Below are 19,556 nucleotides of genomic sequence, written 5' to 3'. Positions count from 1 at the left end.
TCGGCGATGTGGATCCGGTCTTCCTCGCGCAGGTATCTGGAGAGACCAGGAGGCGGCACCACCGTGTTGATCGGTGGTGCCGCCTTCTGCCTGCGGTCGGCGCTGCGGCCGTTGCGCCAGCGCCGGCCGGTCTTCTCGTTGATGCCGACGATCCGGCATGCCTCTTTGCTGCTCAGGCCCTGCTGCATGAGCTGGGAGTATGCCTCCCGCTCACGCACCAGCCGCCTGCGGCCCTGAGCCACTGTCCGCAGCTCCCGAACCTCGAAGTCCATCGCATCCCCTGAACTGGGGTGTTGCGACGACCACTAGAACGGAAGCACTGGGGGCCGGGCCTTCGGCGTCCCGGAAGGCCATCCCGCAAGGGCGGGGCAGAGGGGCGGCCCGGACGGGCGGCACGAAAGAGCGGAACGGGACGGGGCGGCGGGCGGGAAGGCCGGCTCTCGATACCCGCCCAGGGGCGTCAACACGCGTAAAAAGGGCGGGCCCTCCGGACCGAAGTCCGGAGGGCCCGCCCTGAACGCTGCCGACGCCGTTGTCGTACTACTGGCCGCGGCCCGTCAGTTGTCGTCCTCGTCGATCAGGAACCCGCGCATCGGCGAGGGCGCCTGGCCCATCGGGGACGGACCCTGCGGACGGACCGGAGCCATGGGCTGGGTCATCGCGGGGGTCATCTGCTGCTGACCGCCGTAGGACGGGGCGGACGGCGCGGGACCACCCATCCCCTGGTTGCCTCCGTAGGACGGAGCGCTCGCGCCGGCCGGGGCCATGGAGGGCGCCGGGGACGGCGGAAGCGAGGCGGTGGCCGGAGTGCGCGGCGGCGCCAGGGAGTCGTCGGCCTGGGTCTCCAGCTGACGCAGCTGGGACTCGAGGTACGACTTCAGACGCGTGCGGTACTCGCGCTCGAAGCCGCGCAGGTCCTCGACCTTGCGCTCCAGCGTGGCGCGGGCGGACTCCAGGGAGCCCATCGCGACGCGGTGCTTCTCCTGCGCGTCCCGCTCCAGCGCGTCGGCCTTGGCACGGGCGTCGCGCTCCAGACCCTCGGCGCGGCTGCGGGCCTCGCCGACGATCTTGTTGGCCTCGGAACGGGCCTCGGCGATCGCCTGGTCGGCGGTCTGCTGCGCCAGCGAGAGGACTCGGGCGGCGCTGTCGCCACCGGGGCCCTGACCGGGGCCGCCCATCGGACCGCCCATGGGGCCGCCCATCGGGCCACCCATCTGCTGCTGCATGGGCGGCTGACCGCCCATGGGGCCCTGACCCATCGGACCCTGGCCCATCGGGCCGGGACCCTGCGGGCCGCCCTGACCGCCGGGACCGGCGGGCAGCTGCGGGGCGCCGCTCGGCAGCTGGGGCGGACCACCCATGGGGCCACCCATCTGCTGCTGCGGCGGGCCCGATATGCCGGCGGGCACCGGAGCGCCGGGACCTCGCATCCCCTGCTGGGGCATGCCGCCCTGCTGGGGCATCCCGCCCTGCTGAGGCATTCCGCCCTGCTGGGGCATGCCGCCCTGCTGCTGGTCCTGCTCCGGGGGCTTGCGCATGTTCTGCTGGTTCTGGGCAGCAGCGCGCGTGGCCGCGGCCAGTTTGGCGCGCAGGTCCTCGTTCTCGCGGAGCAGGCGCGTCAGTTCGGCTTCGACCTCGTCGAGGAAGGCATCGACCTCGTCCTCGTCATAGCCTTCTCGGAGGCGGACGGTCGTGAACTGCTTGTTCCGCACGTCCTCGGGGGTCAACGGCATCTCTTCACCTCAACGTAGTCATCGGCAGTCGGCAAGACCGTATCGTCCATCCTCATCACACAAATCTCTGTGCGACGGAGATGAGGATCCAGACGATGATCATCAGTACGAAGAAGGACAGGTCGAGCGCCACGCCCCCGAGACGCAGCGGCGGAATGAACCGCCGCAGAAGCTTCAGCGGTGGATCGGTGACAGTGTAGGTGGCCTCCAGGACGACCACCATCGCCTTGCCGGGTTGCCACGAGCGGGCGAACTGGAAGACATAGTCCATGACCAGCCGGAAGATGAGCACGACGAGGAATACCATCAGCGCGATGTAGATCACCTGCGCGAACACGCTCATGGCCTGACTTTCCCTCTCCCCTGTTCCGTGCTTTTCCCGGTGGTACGTCTCAGCTCTGGTTGAAGAACCCGCCCTCTGCGATGCGGGCCTTGTCCTCCGCCGTGACATCGACGTTAGCAGGAGACAACAGGAACACCTTCTGCGTCACCCGCTCGATGCTGCCGTGAAGACCAAACACCAAACCGGCCGCAAAGTCGACAAGTCGCTTCGCGTCTGTGTCATCCATCTCAGTCAGATTCATGATCACCGGGGTGCCCTCACGGAAGTGTTCCCCGATGGTACGGGCTTCGTTGTACGTCCGCGGGTGCAGCGTGGTGATCCGGTAAGGCTCCCGCTCGGACACGACCTTGGGCATGATCACCGGTGCGTTCTTCTCCAGGGACTGGCGTTCTTGTGTGATGGATGCCACGGGCGCGATTCGCGCCGGGCGCCCGGATTCCGCGGCGAGCGAAGTCGAACGGGCCACCGGCTCACGCGGCGCGGGCGGTTGCACGATTCGCACCTCTTCGTCCCTTTGGGACTGATGCGCACCGTGCGACTGGTGTGACACCTCATGCCGTCGGTGGTCCCGGTCGAGTTCCGGGTCCAGCTCGGGCTCGAAGTCGTCGTCGGGGTCGAATCCGCGGCCGTCGTACCCATCGTCCTCCACGAGGCCGAGGTAGACCGCCATCTTGCGCATCGCGCCGGCCATTCTCTGAGTCCTCCGCTCTGTGGTGGATCGACTGCGACTGCCAAGTGCCCGCGATCCACGTGGTCGTTGTGTCCGCTTTCGCGGACATTGACCATATTTTCTGCTGTGGTCCGACTTCCTGGCGACGTTACCCGAGCCTGGGGCGGACTCCGAGTACCGCAGTGCCGACGCGCACATGTGTCGCTCCGGCCGCCACGGCCTGCTCGAGGTCCGCACTCATCCCTGCCGACACCATGGTTGCAGCAGGATGAGCCCGGCGCAGGTCAGTCGACAAATCCATGAGCCGCTCGAACGACGCCTGTTCGCGTCCCGCGTACTCCCCGGTGAGCGGTGCGACGGTCATCAGACCGTCGAGCCGCAGTCCCGGCGACCCGGCCACGAGGCCGGCCAACTCCTCGATCCCGTCCGGCGCCACACCACCGCGCCCACCCCGGCCGCTCTCCCCCGCGTCCAGCGCGACCTGGATGAGGCATCCCACCTCGCGCCCGGCGCGCCCCGCCTCCTTCGACAGTGCGGTGACGAGCCGGGCCCGGTCGATGGACTGCACGAAATCGGCATAACCAACCACGGAACGGACCTTGTTGGTCTGCAACTGGCCGACGAAATGCCATTTCAGCGGCAGATCCACACAGGCGGCCGCCTTCGGCGCCGCGTCCTGGTCACGGTTCTCGGCGACGTGGCGCACACCGAGTTCCGACAGGATGCGCACATCGCTCGCCGGGTAGGTCTTGGTGACCACGATCAGGGTCACCTCCTCCCGCTCGCGCCCGGCCGCCGCACACGCGGCGGTGATGCGCTGCTCCACGTTCGCCAGGTTCGCGGCGAGTTCGGTCTTACGGTCCGTCATGCCCCATCAGTCCAGCCAGACATAGCCCGCGAGCCGCCCGGTGGTGCGGTCGCGGCGGTACGAGTAGTGGTCGCCCGACTCCAGGGTGCACACGGGGGACTGCGCGCGGTCGCGCACCCCGAGCCGCTCCAGCTGGGCGTGCACTCCGGCGCTCACGTCCACCGCCGGAGTGCCCCAGCCGGTTTCGGCGTGCGCCGCCGGCTCGACCGCGGCCACCTCGGCGCGCATCGCCTCCGGCACCTCGTAGCACCGGCCGCAGACGGCGGGTCCGGTGCGGGCGGTGATCCGCTCCGCCTCGGCGCCCAGTTCGACCATGGCCCGTACGGCGGCGGGGACGACCCCCTTGATCATTCCCGGCCGGCCCGCGTGGGCGGCGGCCACGACCCCGGCGACCGGGTCGGCCAGCAGCACCGGTACGCAGTCGGCGGTGAGGACCGCGAGCGCGAGCCCCCGGCGTGCGGTGACGATCGCGTCGACCTCCGGCACGGGAAGCTCGCCCCAGGGCGCGTCCACGACGGCCACGTCGGCCCCGTGCACCTGGTTCATCCAGACGACCGTGTCGGCGCCGAACCCGAGCGACTCCGCCGCCAGCTCCCGGTTCTCCCGGACCGATCCGGGGTCGTCGCCGACCGCGCCACCGAGGTTGAGCTCCTCATACGGAGCGGCGCTCACCCCGCCCCACCGGTCGGTGAAGGCGAAGTGCGCGCCGCTCACGCTCTCGCGCTGTCCTATCACTTCAGGAAGTCCGGGACGTCCAGTTCCTCGGCCGCGCTGTCCGCGTAGGTGCGCGGCGCGGGCGGGACCGACGGGGTGACCGGGATCTCGGCCACCGGCTCGGGCGCCGGCTCCGGCTCCTCCTTCGGCGTCACGCTGCCGAGGGAGCCGAAGGACGGGCGGCTCTCCGGCTGCCGCGCCGGAGCGGGCTCCTCGCGGCGGGGCGCGGACGAGCCGGAGGCGGAGGCGGAGCCGAGGACGTTGTCCCGGCGGGCCGGCGGCTGACCGCCGTCGAAGCCGGCCGCGATCACGGTGACCCGCACCTCGTCGCCGAGGGCGTCGTCGATGACCGCACCGAAGATGATGTTGGCCTCGGGGTGGGCGGCCTCACTGACCAGCTGGGCGGCCTCGTTGATCTCGAACAGACCGAGGTCGGAGCCACCGGAGATGGAGAGCAGCACGCCGCGGGCGCCGTCGATGGACGCCTCCAGCAGCGGCGAGGAGATCGCCATTTCTGCCGCGGCCACCGCGCGGTCGTCGCCGCGCGCCGAGCCGATGCCCATCAGGGCGGAACCGGCCTCGGACATGACCGACTTGACGTCGGCGAAGTCCAGGTTGATCAGGCCGGGCGTGGTGATGAGGTCGGTGATGCCCTGCACACCGGAGAGCAGGACCTGGTCGGCCGACTTGAAGGCGTCCAGGACCGAGACCTGCCGGTCCGAGATGGACAGCAGCCGGTCGTTGGGGATGACGATGAGGGTGTCGACCTCTTCGCGCAGTTCGGCGATGCCGTCCTCGGCCTGGTTCGCGCGGCGCCGTCCCTCGAAGGTGAACGGGCGCGTGACCACGCCGATGGTGAGGGCGCCGAGCGAGCGCGCGATGTTGGCCACGACGGGCGCGCCGCCGGTGCCGGTGCCGCCGCCTTCACCGGCCGTCACGAAGACCATGTCGGCCCCCTTGAGGACCTCCTCGATCTCCTCGCGGTGGTCCTCGGCGGCCTTGCGGCCGACGGCCGGGTTGGCTCCGGCGCCGAGTCCGCGGGTGAGTTCGCGGCCGACGTCGAGCTTCACGTCGGCGTCGCTCATCAACAGCGCCTGCGCGTCGGTGTTGATGGCGATGAACTCGACGCCCTTGAGACCGACCTCGATCATCCGGTTGATGGCATTGACACCACCGCCGCCGACACCGATGACCTTGATGACTGCGAGGTAGTTCTGCGGTGCTGCCACGTCGAAGGCCTCTCGCCTCGAATTACGTTGTCGCCGCCGGGCGGTTCCCCGCACCGGGACGACGGATGCCGAATGGGACGGTCCGTAGCGCCGACCCGAACCCTAACCCTGAAGTTTAGGGTTACCAGTGTGTCTGTTCCCTGAAGTCTTCTGAACAGGACACTAAGTCGACAAGTGGCGCCCGTTCAACGAACACGCCGAACCTCCCGTTTTTCTTTTCACCCTATGTGATCAGCCGTAGCAGTGCCCAACCAGGGTGCTGGCCTGCGCTGATACCCGTCAACTCCCCGATGACGCAGGCGCGGTGGGCACGCTCACGTCGAAGTGCCGGGCGCCGGGAGCTGCTTTCATGAGTGCTGTGAGGGCCCGTGCCTTGGCGCGACCGTTCTCACCGCTGCCCCAGGCGACCGTGCGGCCGTCGGCCAGTTCCACCGAGATGTCGTCGTAGGAGCGGACTTGGACGGTCCGGGTGTCCCGTGCGACGGCGGCCGGGAGGGAGCCGGCCACCCCCACCGCCTCGCGCACCAGACGGTCGGTGCCGAAGCGCCGGAAGCTCGCGGCGGCCGGATCCGACCGGGACGCGGTCAATTCCAGTAGCGGAACGCCTTTCGGTGCCTGCGAAACGGTGGCGAAACGGACGCCCTCGCTGTCGACTTCGACGAAGTTCCCGTCTTTGCGGACAAGGAGCACCGGAGTCCGCTCGGTCACCTTGAGGCCGATTCCATGGGGCCAGGCGCGAACGACCGAAACGGTGTCGATCCGGGGCAGTTTCCGCCGGAGCCGGGCTTCGACGGCGTCCGTGTCGACGGAGACCAGCGGTGCCCCGACCGGCACGGAGGCGACCTCCCGCACATCGGCGGGGGTCAGCATCCGCGTGCCGGTGACCGAGACGTGCCGCACGCGCAGCCACGAGGAGCCGTACAACACCCAGGTGGAGCCTGCCCCGAGGAGCACCAGGGCGACGGCAAGGATGACGATCATACGAAGGCGGGCCCGCCTCGGCCGTCGCGCGGGCGGCGGGCCGGACGACTCCTCCTGGCGTTCACCGCGCTCGGCGGTAGTCGATCCGGCCACCCTCACTACCCCTTCGTCATATGGTCCTATCGGCGTGAGGCGATCGCCTCGTACACCATGCCGACGAGCAGCTCGTCGGCGTCGCGACGGCCGAACTCGCTTGCCGCGCGCGACATCTCGTACAGCCGGTGCGGGTCCCCGAGCACGGGCAGGACGTTCTGCTGCACCCACTCGGGGGTGAGTTCCGCGTCGTCGACGAGGAGCCCGCCGCCCGCCTTCACCACCGGCTGGGCGTTCAGCCGCTGTTCGCCGTTGCCGATGGGCAGCGGGACGTAGGCGGCCGGGAGTCCGACGGCGGAGAGTTCGGCGACGGTCATCGCGCCCGCGCGGCAGAGCATCAAGTCGGCCGCGGCGTACGCGAGGTCCATCCGATCCAGGTAACTTACCGGGATGTAGGGCGGCATTCCCGGCATCTGCTGCACCTGCGGCAGTTCGTTCTTCGGGCCGACCGCGTGCAGGATCTGGATACCGGCCTGCTGCAGCCACGGCGCGACCTGCTGGACCACCTCGTTGAGGCGCCGGGCACCCTGGGAGCCGCCGGAGACGAGCAGGGTGGGCAGGTTCGGGTCCAGACCGAAGCGGGCGCGCGCCTCCGGACGGACCGCGGCCCGGTCGAGGGTGGCGATGGTGCGGCGCAGCGGGATGCCGATGTAGCGGGCGTCGCGCAGCTTGCTGTCCGGGGTGGAGACGGCGACCCGGGCGGCGTACCGGGAGCCGATCTTGTTGGCCAGGCCCGGGCGGGCGTTGGCCTCGTGGATCACGATGGGCACGCCGAGGCGCTTGGCGGCCAGGTAGGCGGGCAGGGCGACATAGCCGCCGAAGCCGACCACGGCGTCCGCCTTGGTGCGCTCGAGGATCTGCTCGGCGGCCTTGATCGTGCCGCGCAGCCGGCCCGGGACGGTGATCAGCTCGGGAGTGGGCTTACGGGGAAGCGGCACCGCCGGGATCAGCGCCAGCTCGTAGCCGCGCTCCGGGACGAGCCTGGTCTCCAGGCCGCGCTCCGTGCCCAGGGCCGTGATCCCCACGGTCGGGTCCTGCCTGCGCAGGGCGTCCGCGAGGGCGAGCGCGGGCTCGATGTGGCCCGCGGTACCTCCGCCGGCAAGTACGACATGCACCGAAATTCACCGCTCTCCGGACGAGCGCGCCACCGAGGCGCGCCGTCGCATCGTGTTCCATCTCCGAGGCCCCCGCTCGGCACCGGAGCCTCCTGCCCGCTTTCTACCAAAGCGAGGTTGCCGCATCGCAAGCGCCGCCCGCGCAGCGGGGTCCTCGCGCGCGAAGGCGATCAGCAACCCGATGGCGAACATGGTCGGCAGCAGGGCGGACCCTCCGTAGGAGAACAGCGGGAGGGGGACGCCGGCGATCGGCAGCAGGCCGAGCACCGCACCGATGTTGATCACCGCCTGGGCGGTGATCCAGGTGGTCACGCCTCCCGCGGCGTACCTCACGAAGGGGTCCTCCGTGCGTCCGGCCACGCGGATACCCGCATAGCCTAGAGCCGCGAACAGGGCGAGTACCGACAGCGTCCCCGCCAGACCCAGTTCCTCGCCGGTGACGGCGAAGATGAAGTCGGTGTGCGCTTCGGGCAGTTGGCCCCATTTCTCCACACTCGCGCCGAGCCCGGAGCCGAACAGTCCGCCGGAGGCGAGGGCGTAGATCCCGTGGACGGCCTGCCAGCAGTCGGCCACTCCCGACTTGGGCTCGGTGGCTCCGATGCAGGCCAGCCGGGCCATCCGGTTGGGGCTGGTCTTGATGAGCACGACACCGATCAGGCCGGCGACCGAGAGCACTCCGGCGAACAGCCGGGTCGGCGCCCCCGCCAGCCACAGCAGGCCGAACAGGATCGCTGTGAGAATGATCGCGGTTCCCATATCGCCGCCGAGCATGATCAGACCCAGCAGCATGAAGGAGGCCGGCACCAGCGGCACCAGCATGTGCTTCCACTGGGTCAGCAGCTTGCGTTCCTGCTTGCGCGCGATCAGGTCGGCGCCCCACAGCACCAGGGCGAGCTTGCCGAACTCGCTGGGCTGGATCTGGAAGGAACCGCCGAGGGAGATCCAGTTCTGGTTGCCGTTGACCGCCATCCCTATCCCGGGCACCTGTACCAGGACCATCAGGAAGACGGCGCCGGCCAGGATCGGGTAGGCCAGCGCCCGGTGCAGCTTCACCGGCATGCGGGAGGCGACGAACATCAGCGCGCCGCCGATGGCCGCGGCGAGGAACTGCTTGCGGAAGAAGTACGAGCCCGGCAGCGACAGCTGCAGCGCGGTGATCTGGGAGGCCGAGTAGACCATCACCAGGCCCAGCACGGTGATCAGGAGGCTGCCGCCGAGGATCACGTAGTACGCGGTCAGCGGCCGGTCCCAGGCCTTCCGCGCGCGCGTGCAGAGCCGCTGCACGGCGTTCTCGCGCGGTGGTCCGGGGAGCGCGGGGCGCCGGGACGCCCGCTGCACGGGCGGGCGGCCGGTACGGCTACCGGGCATGGGCGCCTCCCCTGAACGTCGACCGTCCCACGCGTCCCTCCCAAGATCCGCCCGGCGGGCGGCCGGGTCAGGCGCCGAGTTCGCGGACCGCGGCCGCGAACGCGTCGCCGCGCTGGTTGTAGTTGGTGAACATGTCCATGGAGGCGCAGGCCGGGGCCAGCAGCACGGTGTCGCCGGCCCTGGCCAGCCGCTTCGCCTCCGTCACCGCCTGGAGCATCGCCCCAGTGTCGGTCCGTTCGAGGTCGACGACGGGTACTTCCGGGGCGTGTCGCGCCAGGGCCTCGCGGATCAGGGCACGATCGGCGCCGATCAGGACGGCCCCGCGCAGCCGCTTCGCAGACTTGGCGACCAGCTCGTCGAAGGTGGCACCCTTCGCCAGACCGCCCGCAATCCATACGATCGACTCATATGACGCCAACGAGGCTTCCGTGGCGTGGGTGTTGGTGGCCTTGGAGTCGTCCACGTACGCCACCCCGTCGATGTCCGCGACGTGCGCGATGCGGTGGGCGTCCGGGCGGAAGGCCCGCAGACCGTCGCGCACGGCGGTGGCGGGCACGCCGTACGCGCGCGCGAGGGCGGCGGCGGCAAGGGCGTTGGCGATGTTGTGCGGGGCCGGCGGGTTGACGTCGGAGACCTCGGCCAGCTCCTGCGCGTTCTTCTGGCGGTTCTCCACGAAGGCCCGGTCGACCAGGATGCCGTCCACGACGCCGAGTTGGGAGGGACCGGGGGTACCGAGGGTGAAGCCGACGGCCCGGCAGCCCTCTTCGACGTCCGCCTGGCGCACCAGGTCCTCGGTGAGCTTGTCGGCCACGTTGTAGACGCAGGCGATCCGATTGCCCTCGTAGATACGGCCCTTGTCGGCCGCGTAGGCCTCCATGGAGCCGTGCCAGTCGAGGTGGTCCGGAGCCAGGTTGAGGACGGCGGCGGAGTGGGCGCGCAGCGAGGGCGCCCAGTGGAGCTGGTAGCTGGAGAGTTCCACGGCGAGGACGTCGTACTCCTCCTCGCCGAGGACCGCGTCCAGCAGGGAGACGCCGATGTTGCCCACGGCGGCGGTGCGCAGGCCCGCGGCCGCCAGGATGGAGGCGAGCATCTGCACGGTCGTGGTCTTGCCGTTGGTGCCCGTCACGGCCAGCCAGGGTGCCGCGTCGGGCCCCCTGAGGCGCCAGGCCAGCTCCACGTCGCCCCAGACCGGCACTCCGGCCTTCCCGGCGGCGGCGAACAGCGGCTTGTCCGGCTTCCAGCCGGGCGCGGTGACGATCAGCTCGGTGCCTTCCGGCAGGGTGGCGCCGTCGCCGAGGCGCACGGTGACGCCGAGCGCCTCCAGCTCCGCGGCCTGCTCACGCGCGCGTGCGTCGTCGCCGTCGTTGACGACCGTGACGATCGCACCGCGCGCGTGCAGCACCTTGGCCGCCGGGACGCCGGAGACGCCGAGCCCGGCGACGGTGGCGCGCTTGCCCTGGAATTCAGAAGGCACCGAGGAGGTCACTTGTCCGCTGCCCATCCCGCGTAGAAGAGGCCCAGTCCGACGATCACACAGATGCCTTGGATGATCCAGAAGCGGACCACCACCAGGACCTCGGACCAGCCCTTGAGTTCGAAGTGGTGCTGAAGTGGCGCCATCCGGAAGACGCGCTTCCCGGTGAGCCGGAAGGAGCCGACCTGGATGACGACCGACATGGTGATGAGGACGAACAGGCCGCCCATGATGGCCACCAGCAGCTCGGTGCGGGAGAGGATGGCCAGGCCGGTGAGGACACCGCCGAGGGCGAGCGAACCGGTGTCGCCCATGAAGATCTTGGCCGGCGAGGTGTTCCACCACAGGAAGCCCAGGCAGGCGCCCATCAGCGCGGAGGCGACCACGGCGAGGTCCAGCGGGTCGCGCACCTCGTAGCAGGCGCCCGGGTTGGTCAGCGTCGTCGCGTTGGCGCAGGACTCCTGGAACTGCCAGACGCCGATGAACGTGTAGGCGCCGAAGACGAGCACGGAGGCGCCGGTGGCGAGGCCGTCCAGACCGTCCGTGAGGTTCACGCCGTTGGACATCGCCAGGATCATGAACAGCGCCCAGACGACGAACAGCACCGGGCCGATGCTCCAGCCGAAGTCGGTGATGAACGACAGCTTGGTGGACGCCGGGGTGTTGCCGCGCGCGTCCGCGAACATCAGCGACAGCACCGCGAAGCCGATGCCGACGATGAGCTGGCCGGCCATCTTGGCCTTGGCCCGCAGACCGAGCGACCGCCGCTTGACGATCTTGATGTAGTCGTCCAGGAAGCCGACCAGGCCCATGCCGAACATGAGGCCGAGGACCAGCAGTCCGGAGTAGGTGGGGGGGTAGCCGGTGATGAGCTTGCTCAGGAAGTACGCGGCGATGGTCGCCAGGATGAAGGCGATACCGCCCATGGTCGGCGTACCGCGCTTGCTGGCGTGCTCGCGCGGGCCGTCGTCACGGATGTACTGGCCGTAGCCCTTGCGGGCGAGGAGCTTGATCAGCAGCGGGGTGCCGACCAGCGTCAGGAAGAGGCCAATGACTCCTGAGAACAGGATCTGCTTCATCATCGGGCGGCAACCTCACCCTCGGCACCGGTCTCGAGCAGCGCCTGGGCGACGCCCTCGAGCCCCACCGAACGGGACGCCTTCACGAGCACGACGTCCCCCGGGCGCAACTCGCTGCGCAACAGGTCGACCGCCGCCTGTGCGTCGGACACGTGCACCGACTCCTCACCCCACGAACCCTCGTTATATGCGCCCAGTTGCAGCCAGGAGGCCTCAATCCCCCCGACCGCGACGAGCTTGCTGACGTTGAGCCGGACGGCGAGCCGTCCGACGGCGTCGTGCTCGGCGAGCGCCTCGTCCCCCAGCTCGGCCATCTTGCCGAGCACCGCCCACGTACGGCGCCCCTTGCCCATGGCCGCGAGCGCCCTGAGGGCGGCCCGCATGGACTCGGGGTTGGCGTTGTAGGCATCGTTGACGATGGTCACGCCGTCCGGGCGCTCCGTGACCTCCATGCGCCAGCGGGAGAGGGAGCCCGCCTCCGAGATCGCGGTGGCGATCTCTTCCGCGGACATGCCCAGCTCATGGGCGACGGCGGCCGCGGCGAGCGCGTTCGACACGTGATGCTCACCGTACAGGCGCATGGTCACATCGCTTGCACCGGAGGGTGTGCGAAGTCTGAAGGCGGGCTGTCCACTGTCCGTGAGTCGCACGTTCTCGGCGCGTACGTCCGCTTCGGCCGACTCTCCGAAAAGGACCACCTTCGCCTTGGTACGGGAGGCCATGGCCCGCACCAGCGGGTCGTCGGCGTTGAGGATCGCCGCGCCGTCCTCCGGAAGCGCCTCCACGAGTTCGCCCTTGGCCTGGGCGATCTGCTCGCGGCCGCCGAACTCGCCGATGTGGGCGGTGCCCACGTTGAGCACCAGGCCGATCCTCGGCGGGGTGAGGCCGGCGAGGTAGCGGATGTGCCCGATGCCGCGGGCGCCCATCTCCAGAACGAGGAAACGGGTTTCGGCGGTGGCGCTGAGCGCGGTCAGCGGGAGCCCGATCTCGTTGTTGAGCGAGCCGGGCGTGAACACGGTCGGCGCCTTGCGCCGCAGCACCTGCGCGATGAGGTCCTTGGTGCTGGTCTTGCCGGCGGAGCCGGTCAGTGCCACGAGGGTCGCGCCGAGGCTGCGTACGACGTGGCGGGCGAGGGCGCCGAGGGCGGCCTGGACGTCCTCGACGACGATCGCGGGCACACCGACGGGCCGGGAGGCCAGAACGGCCGCGGCACCGGCCTCAACGACCGCCCGCGCGTAGTCGTGGCCGTCGGCGCGCTCGCCGACGAAGGCGACGAAGAGGCTGCCCGGCACCACCTCTCGGGAGTCCCGGACGACCGGTCCGGTGACCTGGACGGACGGATCCGGTATGTCGTGCGTCTGCCCGCCGACGACTTCGGCGATCTCGGCGAGGGAGAGGGCGATCACAAGTTCATCCCTGGGTCTTCTGGATAGCTTCGCGAAGCACCTGGCGGTCGTCGAAGGGACGGACCACGCCGGCGATGTCCTGGCCCTGCTCGTGCCCCTTGCCCGCGACCAGCACGGTGTCCCCGGCGTGCGCCCGGGCGACGGTGGCGGCGATCGCGGCGGCCCGGTCCTCGAACAGGAGCACCTCGCCGCGCTCGTGGGACGGCACGGAGGCCGCGCCCTGGAGCATGGTCGCGAGGATCGCCAGCGGGTCCTCGGAGCGGGGGTTGTCGGAGGTCAGTACGGCCGTGTCGGCGAGCCGGGCCGCGGCGGCGCCCATCGGGGCGCGCTTGGTCTGGTCACGGTCGCCGCCGCAGCCGAGGACGACGTGCAGACGGCCCTTGGTCACCTTGCGCAGCGCCTTGAGGACCGACTCGACCGCGTCGGTCTTGTGGGCGTAGTCCACGACCGCGAGGTAGGGCTGCCCGGCGTCCACGCGCTCCAGGCGGCCGGGCACCCCCGGCACGGCGGCGATGCCGTCGGCGGCGGCCTGCGCGTCGAGGCCGGCCACCGCGAGGGCGACGATCGCGGCGAGGGTGTTCGCCACGTTGAACGGGCCGGGCAGCGGCGACCTGGCCTGGACCCGCTCGCCGTCGGGGCCGAGGACGGTGAACGTCGAGTCCATGGGGCCGACCTGGACGTCCTCCGCGCGCCAGTCGGCGTCGGGGTGGCCCTCGGCCGAGAAGGTGACGACCGGGACGGTCGCCTCCTGGGCGAGCCGGCGGCCGTACTCGTCGTCGGTGTTGACGACGGCGAGCTTGCTGCGTTCCGGCGTGAAGAGCTGTGCCTTGGCCCGGAAGTAGTCCTCCATGTCGGAGTGGAACTCCATGTGTTCCGGGCTGAGGTTGGTGAAGACGGCGATGTCGAAGATGCAGCCGTCGACCCGGCCGAGGACCAGGGCGTGGCTGGAGACCTCCATGGCGACGGCCTCGACGCCGCGTTCGCGCATGACGGCGAACAGGGCCTGCAGATCGGTGGCTTCGGGGGTGGTGCGCTCGGACTTGATGCGCTCCTCGCCGACCCGCATCTCGACGGTGCCGATGAGGCCCGTGGTGCGGGTGGTCTTCAGACCGCCCTCGACCAGGTAGGCGGTGGTGGTCTTGCCCGAGGTGCCGGTGATGCCGATCTGGAGCAGGTCGCGGCCCGGGTCTCCGTAGATCGTGGTCGCCAGTGCGCCCATCCGCGCGCGCGGGTCGTCGACGACCAGGACCGGCAGGCCGGTCGCGGCGGCGCGTTCGGCACCCGTCGGGTCGGTCAGCACGGCGGCGGCACCGAGGCCGGCGGCCTGGGTGACGAAGTCGGCGCCGTGCAGGCGGGCGCCCGGGAGGGCGGCGTACAGGTCGCCGGGGCGGACCGCGCGCGAGTCGTGGGTGATGCCCGTGACCTCGGCGGTGCCCTCGACGGCGGCACCCAGCTGATCGGCCAGCTCCGCGAGGGGTGTGGCGGAGACCTGGACCGGTCGCGGCGGTCCCGGATATGTCACGGAAGCGCCCTTCTGGGTGATGTGGGACTGATCAGCGTGTGGCACGGCGGTGAGCGTACCGGGCGCACTGGCTCCGGAGCGAAGCGAGGGCTCCTGGGTGCCCTGGTTCCCGGGGTCGGGAGTGATCGTTGTCACGAGTGGTTCCTGGTCTTTCCGAGGTGCTGATCAGGGCTTGTAGTCGACAGGCAGGTTCGCGGCCTTCGCGCCGGTCGGCGGGACCTGCAGCGTCTTCAGGGCGAACTCCATCACCTGCTTGTAGACGGGGCCGCAGATCTGGCCGCCGAAGTAGCTGCCGGACGTGGCGTTCTGGATGGCGCAGTACACGGTGATCCGCGGTTTGTCCGCGGGTGCGAATCCGGCGAACGACGAGGTGTATCCGCGATACCTGCCGGTGGCCGGATCCACTCGGTTCGCCGTGCCGGTCTTGCCCGCAACCCGGTACCCGGGGATGCGGGCCTTGATGCCGGTGCCCTGCTCGTCGTCCACCACGGACTCCAGCATCTGGGCGACGGACTTGGCCGTCTTCGCGCTGACCACGCGGGACTTCCCGGGCTGCGGAGCCGGCGTGAAGCGGCCGTCCGCGCCCCGGGTGCCGCGCACCAGGGTCGGCTCGACGCGGACACCGCCGTTGGCGATCGTCGAGTACACGGAGGCGGCCTGCATGGCGCTCAGCGAGAAACCCTGGCCGAAAGGAATCGTGTACTGCTGGGAGGTCGACCAGTTGCCGGGGGCGGCGAGGATGCCCTTGGTCTCGCCGGGGAAGCCGAGCCCGGTGGGCCGGCCGATGCCGAAGTCGCGCAGATAGGAGTGGAGGACCTTGTTGGCCTCGGACTGCGACTTGCCGAGCTGGCCGGTGGCGAGGATCGTGCCGATGTTGCTGGACTTGGCGAGCACTCCGTTGAGGGTGAGGTACCAGGTGGCGTGGTCGACGTCGTCCTGGAACAGCCGGTCGCCCCGGTGCAGCCGGTTGGGGACGACGACGTGGGTGAGCGGGGTGGCCGCGTTCTCCTCCAGTACGGCCGCCATGGACATCACCTTGGCGGTCGAGCCGGGCTCGAAGGCGTCCTGCACGGCCGCGTTGCCCATGGCCTCGGCGTCGGCCTTCGACAGGTCGTTCGGGTCGAAGCCGGGCGAGTTGGCCATGGCCAGGATCTGACCGCTGCGGGTGTCCTGGACGATGACGTAGCCGCGGTCCGCCCTGGACTTCTTCACCTGCTCGGAGATGGCGTTCTGGGCGGCCCACTGGATGTCGCGGTCGATGGTGAGTTCGACGTCGCTGCCGGGTACGGCGGGGGTCTCGGTCGAGCCCGCGGTGGGCACCTCGCGGCCGCCGGACTGGGCGTAGCGGATCTTGCCGTCCTTGCCGGACAGCTGCTTGTCGAGTTCCTGTTCGATGCCGCCGCCGCCCCGGCCGTCGGCGTTGACCCAGCCCAGTATCCCGGCGGCGAGGTCGCCGTTGGGGTACACGCGCTGGCTGCTGGGGTCGGCGAAGACGCCGGCGAGCACGTTGGGCGCCTTGCCGTCGGAGCCGGCCTTCTTGGTGAGGGCCGCCTTCAGGTCCTTGATCTGCTTCCAGACCTGCGGGGTCTGGCGCACGGCCAGCTTGGCGTAGCGGGACAGCTCGTTCCTGGGACGCAGTTTCCTGACGATCGTGTCCTGGTCCTGGCCGAGGATCGGCGCGAGCAGCGCGGCGGCCTGCTCGGGCCCGTCGCCGATCTTCAGCTGCTTGCGGCTGAACATCGTGGGGTCGGCCGTGATGTCGTACGCGTCCTCGCTGACGGCGAGGTCCACGCCGTTGCGGTCGGTGATACCGCCGCGGTCGGCGGCCAGGGTGTGCACGACGTAGCGGTTCTGCTCGGCCTTGGCGGCGTACGCGTGCGCGTCGACGGCCTGGACCTGGAGCAGCCGCACGACGAAGGCGCTCATCACCAGGGTGAGGGCGAGGCCCACCATGCGCAGCCGGGGCCTGGGCCGGCCGAGCCGGAGCGGCGGCGGGGGCATGGGCCGGGCACCGCCCGGCCTGCGGGCCGGCCGGGCACCGGGCCCGGGCTGCCGCCGGACGGCGCCCCGCGCCCGGCGGGGCTCGGCCCGGTCCGGACGGGGCCGGGGACTCGGGGAAGGCTTCGCGGGGCCGGGCACGCGGCGGCGCGGCGGTTCCCTGTCGGACACTTCCGTCACCTGCCGGAGGTCGGGGTGGGGGCGGACTGGAGGGTGGAGAGCGGCGCCACCGCCGCAGGGGTGGTGGTCACCGGGGCGGGGGCCGAGGGAGTGGGCGTCGGGGTGGCGGCGGGCGTCGGGGTGCCGGGGGTCTGCGCCGGTGAGGACGGCGGCCCGGCGGACGGGGTGACGGTCTCCGGGGCGGCCGGGCCGTGGAGGGCGGCAGGCTCGGGGCTCGCGGCGCCGGGTACGCCCTTGACGGTCCCGCCGGGGTCCAGGAAGGCCGGGTCGCCGCCGGGGACCATGCCGAGTTCGCGGGCGCGGCGCTGGAGGGCGTCGGGGGACGAGTAGCCGTCGATGTCCCGCTGGAGCGCCTGCTCCTCGTCGGTGAGGCTTTTCGTCTGCTTGCGCAGGGCGTCGAGCCGGAACGAGCCTTCGCTGAGCGCGGAGTTCAGCACCAGCAGCCCGATGAGGCCGCCGCCGAGCAGCAGAACGACGAGCAGGACGAACGGGGCGCGGGCCGCGCGGGCGCGGCCGGCCGGGAAGAGCCGGGCGAGCCGGGCGGCCCTCCCCCTCAGTTCGGGTTTCCTACTCACTGGGCCTCCGGTGGCTCCGGTACGCCGACGGGTGAGTCCGGGAACCCAGCCGACCCGTTTCGCTCACTCGGCGTCCTCCCTGATGCGCTCGGCGCCGCGCAGCCGGGCCGGGGCGGCCCGGCGGTTCTCTGCGATCTCTTCCTCGGTGGGAAGTTCGGCACCGCGCGTGAGCAGCTTGAGCCGCGGCTGGTAGCGCTCGGGCACGACGGGCAGTCCGGGCGGCGCGGTGGTGGCGGCGCCGGCCGCGAACACCTGTTTCACCAGCCGGTCCTCCAGCGAGTGGTACGACAGCACGGCGACGCGCCCGCCGACGCCGACGGCCTTGACCGCCGCGGGGATCGCCCGCTCCAGGACCGACAGCTCTCCGTTGACCTCGATACGCAGGGCCTGGAAGGTGCGCTTGGCCGGGTTGCCGCCGGTGCGCTTGGCGGCCTGCGGCAGCGCGTCCCGGATCAGCTCGACGAGCCGCGCGCTGTTGCTGAACGGCTCCTTCTCGCGTTCCCGAACGATCGCCGAGACGATCCGCTTGGCCTGCTTCTCCTCGCCGTAGGCGCGCAGGATCCGCACCAGTTCGCCCGCCGGGTAGGTGTTGAGCACCTCGGCGGCGCTGATGCCGGTCGTCTGGTCCATGCGCATGTCGAGCGGGGCGTCCTGGGCGTAGGCGAAGCCGCGGTCGGCCTCGTCGAGCTGCATGGAGGACACGCCGAGGTCGAACAGGACGCCCTGCACGCGCGCGATGCCGAGCCGGTCCAGGACCTCGGGCAGCTCGTCGTACACCGCGTGCACGAGGGTGGCCCGGTCCCCGTACGGCGCCAGCCGCTCACCCGACAGGCGCAGCGCCTCCTTGTCCCGGTCGAGGCCGATCAGGCGCACCTGGGGGAACCGGCTCAGCAGGGCCTCGCTGTGGCCGCCGAGGCCGAGGGTGCAGTCGACGACCACCGCTCCCGGCCGCTCCAGGGCGGGTGCCAGCAGGTCCAGGCACCGCTGGAGCATCACCGGGACGTGTCGACTCTCGCTCAAGGGGGCCTCTCGTTTCCGGCGGGCCGTACGCACCGCCGGGTCCCCGCCCGCTCCGTGAAGGGGAGGCCCGCCGGCGCCGGAAGCGTCGGCCGGCCGGGAGCGGGAGGAGGCCGAGCCGTACGTACGCGCCGCGCACGTGGGGAGACCGTCCGGGTGAGGGCCGGGTCTCCGGGGGATTCACCAGCAGGGAGAGCCGCGCCTCCCGCTTCGCGTCACTTTAGTCCACCGTGTCGCGCGGTCAATCAACCGGCCTGCGCGTCGCCCGACCGGGCGCGATTACGGTTCGCGCTGTGTGTGGAGTCGCTCACAACAAGCCACAATGGCGTTCTTTGTCCGCTCTGCACAGCAGGACCGGAGCGGGGATGACCAGTACGGTCTTGGGTATGACGACTTCTGCAGCAGCTCAGCCCGGAGCCGATGGAACCATAGCGGGTGACGGCACCGTCACGGACCGCCTCTTCGAGGCCAACGAGCGGTACGCCGCCGAGTTCAGCGACCCCGGTATGGACGCCCGGCCCGTCCTGCGCGTCGCCGTCGTGGCCTGCATGGACGCCCGCCTCGACCTGCACAAGGCCCTCGGCCTGCAGCTCGGTGACTGCCACACCATCCGCAACGCGGGCGGGGTCGTCACCGACGACGTGATCCGGTCCCTGACCATCAGCCAGCGGGCGCTCGGCACCCGCAGCGTCGTGCTGATCCACCACACCGGATGCGGCATGGAGTCCATCACCGAGGACTTCCGGCACGAGCTGGAGCTGGAGGTCGGCCAGCGTCCCGCGTGGCCGGTGGAGGCCTTCCGGGACGTCGACCAGGACGTGCGGCAGTCCATGCAGCGCGTGCGCACCTCGCCCTTCCTGCTGCACACCGACGACGTGCGCGGTTTCGTGTTCGACGTCAAGACCGGCCGCCTGCGCGAGATCGACCCCGCCTGACGAAGCACACCGGCCCATCACGAACACCCCCGCATCACGCGGGCGTTCCGTCGCCGCACGGCGAGAACGGCAGTCCAAAAGGCCCCAAGACCGACATAGTGCGGGCAGTTGTCCACAGGCGAGTGACACGAATCGGTAACGGCGGCAAGAATGCGGGGTGTGGCGTCGCCCGGAACCGTTCCGGCGCGGTGCCCGTGTTCGGGGTGGGCCGGTTTCGCAGCGCAGAGCGTCGGCCCGAGTAAGAAAGGGCCGAGGA

General features: G+C 70.8%; 17 protein-coding genes and 1 pseudogene. 1 reads left to right on the top strand and 17 read right to left on the bottom strand.

The genetic code is table 11. The annotated features are described in order from the left end of the window. The 17 genes and pseudogenes from AB0924_RS35940 to rsmH all read right to left on the bottom strand — a co-directional run. Nucleotides 1-272, bottom strand: a pseudogene (locus AB0924_RS35940) (IS30 family transposase); the annotation flags it as partial. A 285-nt stretch (nucleotides 273-557) separates the two neighbouring features. Then, the gene (locus AB0924_RS35935) at nucleotides 558-1,733 is read right to left on the bottom strand and encodes a DivIVA domain-containing protein (protein ID WP_366913698.1); all 1,176 of its coding nucleotides are present in this window, start codon (nucleotides 1,731-1,733) and stop codon (nucleotides 558-560) included. Nucleotides 1,734-1,788: 55 nt separating this feature from the next. After that, nucleotides 1,789-2,076 carry a YggT family protein gene (locus AB0924_RS35930; RefSeq protein WP_143636437.1) on the bottom strand — a complete coding sequence of 96 codons (288 nt, stop codon included), beginning with the start codon at nucleotides 2,074-2,076 and terminating at the stop codon, nucleotides 1,789-1,791. 49 nt (nucleotides 2,077-2,125) lie between these two features. Further along, the gene (gene sepF, locus AB0924_RS35925) at nucleotides 2,126-2,767 is read right to left on the bottom strand and encodes a cell division protein SepF (protein ID WP_351670509.1); all 642 of its coding nucleotides are present in this window, start codon (nucleotides 2,765-2,767) and stop codon (nucleotides 2,126-2,128) included. 127 nt (nucleotides 2,768-2,894) lie between these two features. Then, nucleotides 2,895-3,614 carry a YggS family pyridoxal phosphate-dependent enzyme gene (locus AB0924_RS35920; RefSeq protein WP_358931062.1) on the bottom strand — a complete coding sequence of 240 codons (720 nt, stop codon included), beginning with the start codon at nucleotides 3,612-3,614 and terminating at the stop codon, nucleotides 2,895-2,897. Between the two features lie 6 nt (nucleotides 3,615-3,620). Next, nucleotides 3,621-4,349 (bottom strand): peptidoglycan editing factor PgeF, encoded by a 729-nt coding sequence (gene pgeF / locus AB0924_RS35915; RefSeq protein ID WP_358931059.1) that lies wholly within the window; start codon nucleotides 4,347-4,349, stop codon nucleotides 3,621-3,623. Further along, nucleotides 4,346-5,557 (bottom strand): cell division protein FtsZ, encoded by a 1,212-nt coding sequence (gene ftsZ / locus AB0924_RS35910; RefSeq protein WP_351670518.1) that lies wholly within the window; start codon nucleotides 5,555-5,557, stop codon nucleotides 4,346-4,348. The genes pgeF and ftsZ overlap by 4 nt, the downstream gene beginning before the upstream one ends. A 279-nt stretch (nucleotides 5,558-5,836) precedes the next feature. Next, entirely contained in the window at nucleotides 5,837-6,631 is a 795-nt protein-coding gene (locus AB0924_RS35905; RefSeq protein WP_358931056.1) for an FtsQ-type POTRA domain-containing protein, read from the bottom strand. 26 nt (nucleotides 6,632-6,657) lie between these two features. Then, nucleotides 6,658-7,746 carry an undecaprenyldiphospho-muramoylpentapeptide beta-N-acetylglucosaminyltransferase gene (gene murG / locus AB0924_RS35900; RefSeq protein WP_358931054.1) on the bottom strand — a complete coding sequence of 363 codons (1,089 nt, stop codon included), beginning with the start codon at nucleotides 7,744-7,746 and terminating at the stop codon, nucleotides 6,658-6,660. A 6-nt stretch (nucleotides 7,747-7,752) separates the two neighbouring features. Continuing rightward, a complete protein-coding gene (ftsW, locus tag AB0924_RS35895; RefSeq protein WP_358931052.1) occupies nucleotides 7,753-9,114 on the bottom strand; it encodes a putative lipid II flippase FtsW in 1,362 nt (453 codons plus the stop codon). A gap of 67 nt (nucleotides 9,115-9,181) precedes the next feature. Further along, nucleotides 9,182-10,615 carry a UDP-N-acetylmuramoyl-L-alanine--D-glutamate ligase gene (murD, locus tag AB0924_RS35890; RefSeq protein ID WP_366913697.1) on the bottom strand — a complete coding sequence of 478 codons (1,434 nt, stop codon included), beginning with the start codon at nucleotides 10,613-10,615 and terminating at the stop codon, nucleotides 9,182-9,184. Further along, nucleotides 10,597-11,667, bottom strand: coding sequence for a phospho-N-acetylmuramoyl-pentapeptide-transferase (gene mraY, locus AB0924_RS35885; protein ID WP_250404933.1), 1,071 nt, complete (start codon nucleotides 11,665-11,667; stop codon nucleotides 10,597-10,599). The genes murD and mraY overlap by 19 nt, the downstream gene beginning before the upstream one ends. After that, nucleotides 11,667-13,073, bottom strand: a complete 1,407-nt coding sequence (gene murF, locus AB0924_RS35880; protein ID WP_358931048.1) for a UDP-N-acetylmuramoyl-tripeptide--D-alanyl-D-alanine ligase — start codon at nucleotides 13,071-13,073, stop codon at nucleotides 11,667-11,669. Before murF ends, mraY begins: the two co-directional genes overlap by 1 nt. 4 nt (nucleotides 13,074-13,077) lie before the next feature. After that, complete coding sequence (locus tag AB0924_RS35875; RefSeq protein WP_358931046.1) at nucleotides 13,078-14,730, bottom strand: UDP-N-acetylmuramoyl-L-alanyl-D-glutamate--2,6-diaminopimelate ligase; 1,653 nt, start codon at nucleotides 14,728-14,730, stop codon at nucleotides 13,078-13,080. Between the two features lie 30 nt (nucleotides 14,731-14,760). Then, nucleotides 14,761-16,764, bottom strand: coding sequence for a penicillin-binding protein 2 (locus AB0924_RS35870; RefSeq protein WP_358931044.1), 2,004 nt, complete (start codon nucleotides 16,762-16,764; stop codon nucleotides 14,761-14,763). Between the two features lie 5 nt (nucleotides 16,765-16,769). Next, nucleotides 16,770-17,348 (bottom strand): septum formation initiator family protein, encoded by a 579-nt coding sequence (locus AB0924_RS35865; protein ID WP_358931042.1) that lies wholly within the window; start codon nucleotides 17,346-17,348, stop codon nucleotides 16,770-16,772. Between the two features lie 63 nt (nucleotides 17,349-17,411). Beyond that, nucleotides 17,412-18,368, bottom strand: coding sequence for a 16S rRNA (cytosine(1402)-N(4))-methyltransferase RsmH (gene rsmH / locus AB0924_RS35860; protein ID WP_358931040.1), 957 nt, complete (start codon nucleotides 18,366-18,368; stop codon nucleotides 17,412-17,414). Between the two features lie 383 nt (nucleotides 18,369-18,751). Between rsmH and AB0924_RS35855 the strand changes: the two genes are divergently transcribed. Then, nucleotides 18,752-19,300, top strand: coding sequence for a carbonic anhydrase (locus AB0924_RS35855; RefSeq protein WP_358931038.1), 549 nt, complete (start codon nucleotides 18,752-18,754; stop codon nucleotides 19,298-19,300). Nucleotides 19,301-19,556 lie beyond the last annotated feature (256 nt).

It is taken from the genome of Streptomyces sp. NPDC047869 (assembly GCF_040704065.1).
Lineage (GTDB): Bacteria > Actinomycetota > Actinomycetes > Streptomycetales > Streptomycetaceae > Streptomyces.
The sequence above is the reverse complement of the archived record's forward strand: the minus strand, read 5'-3'. Positions and strand labels throughout refer to the sequence as shown.

Excerpts from the sequence above, each read along its gene's own strand:
- AB0924_RS35920 (WP_358931062.1), bottom strand. The coding sequence starts at position 3,614 with ATGACGGACCGTAAGACCGAACTCGCCGCGAACCTGGCGAACGTGGAG.
- ftsW (WP_358931052.1), bottom strand. The coding sequence starts at position 9,114 with ATGCCCGGTAGCCGTACCGGCCGCCCGCCCGTGCAGCGGGCGTCCCGG.
- AB0924_RS35855 (WP_358931038.1), top strand. The coding sequence starts at position 18,752 with ATGACGACTTCTGCAGCAGCTCAGCCCGGAGCCGATGGAACCATAGCG.
- sepF (WP_351670509.1), bottom strand. The coding sequence starts at position 2,767 with ATGGCCGGCGCGATGCGCAAGATGGCGGTCTACCTCGGCCTCGTGGAG.
- mraY (WP_250404933.1), bottom strand. The coding sequence starts at position 11,667 with ATGAAGCAGATCCTGTTCTCAGGAGTCATTGGCCTCTTCCTGACGCTG.
- AB0924_RS35930 (WP_143636437.1), bottom strand. The coding sequence starts at position 2,076 with ATGAGCGTGTTCGCGCAGGTGATCTACATCGCGCTGATGGTATTCCTC.
- murD (WP_366913697.1), bottom strand. The coding sequence starts at position 10,615 with ATGGGCAGCGGACAAGTGACCTCCTCGGTGCCTTCTGAATTCCAGGGC.
- AB0924_RS35935 (WP_366913698.1), bottom strand. The coding sequence starts at position 1,733 with ATGCCGTTGACCCCCGAGGACGTGCGGAACAAGCAGTTCACGACCGTC.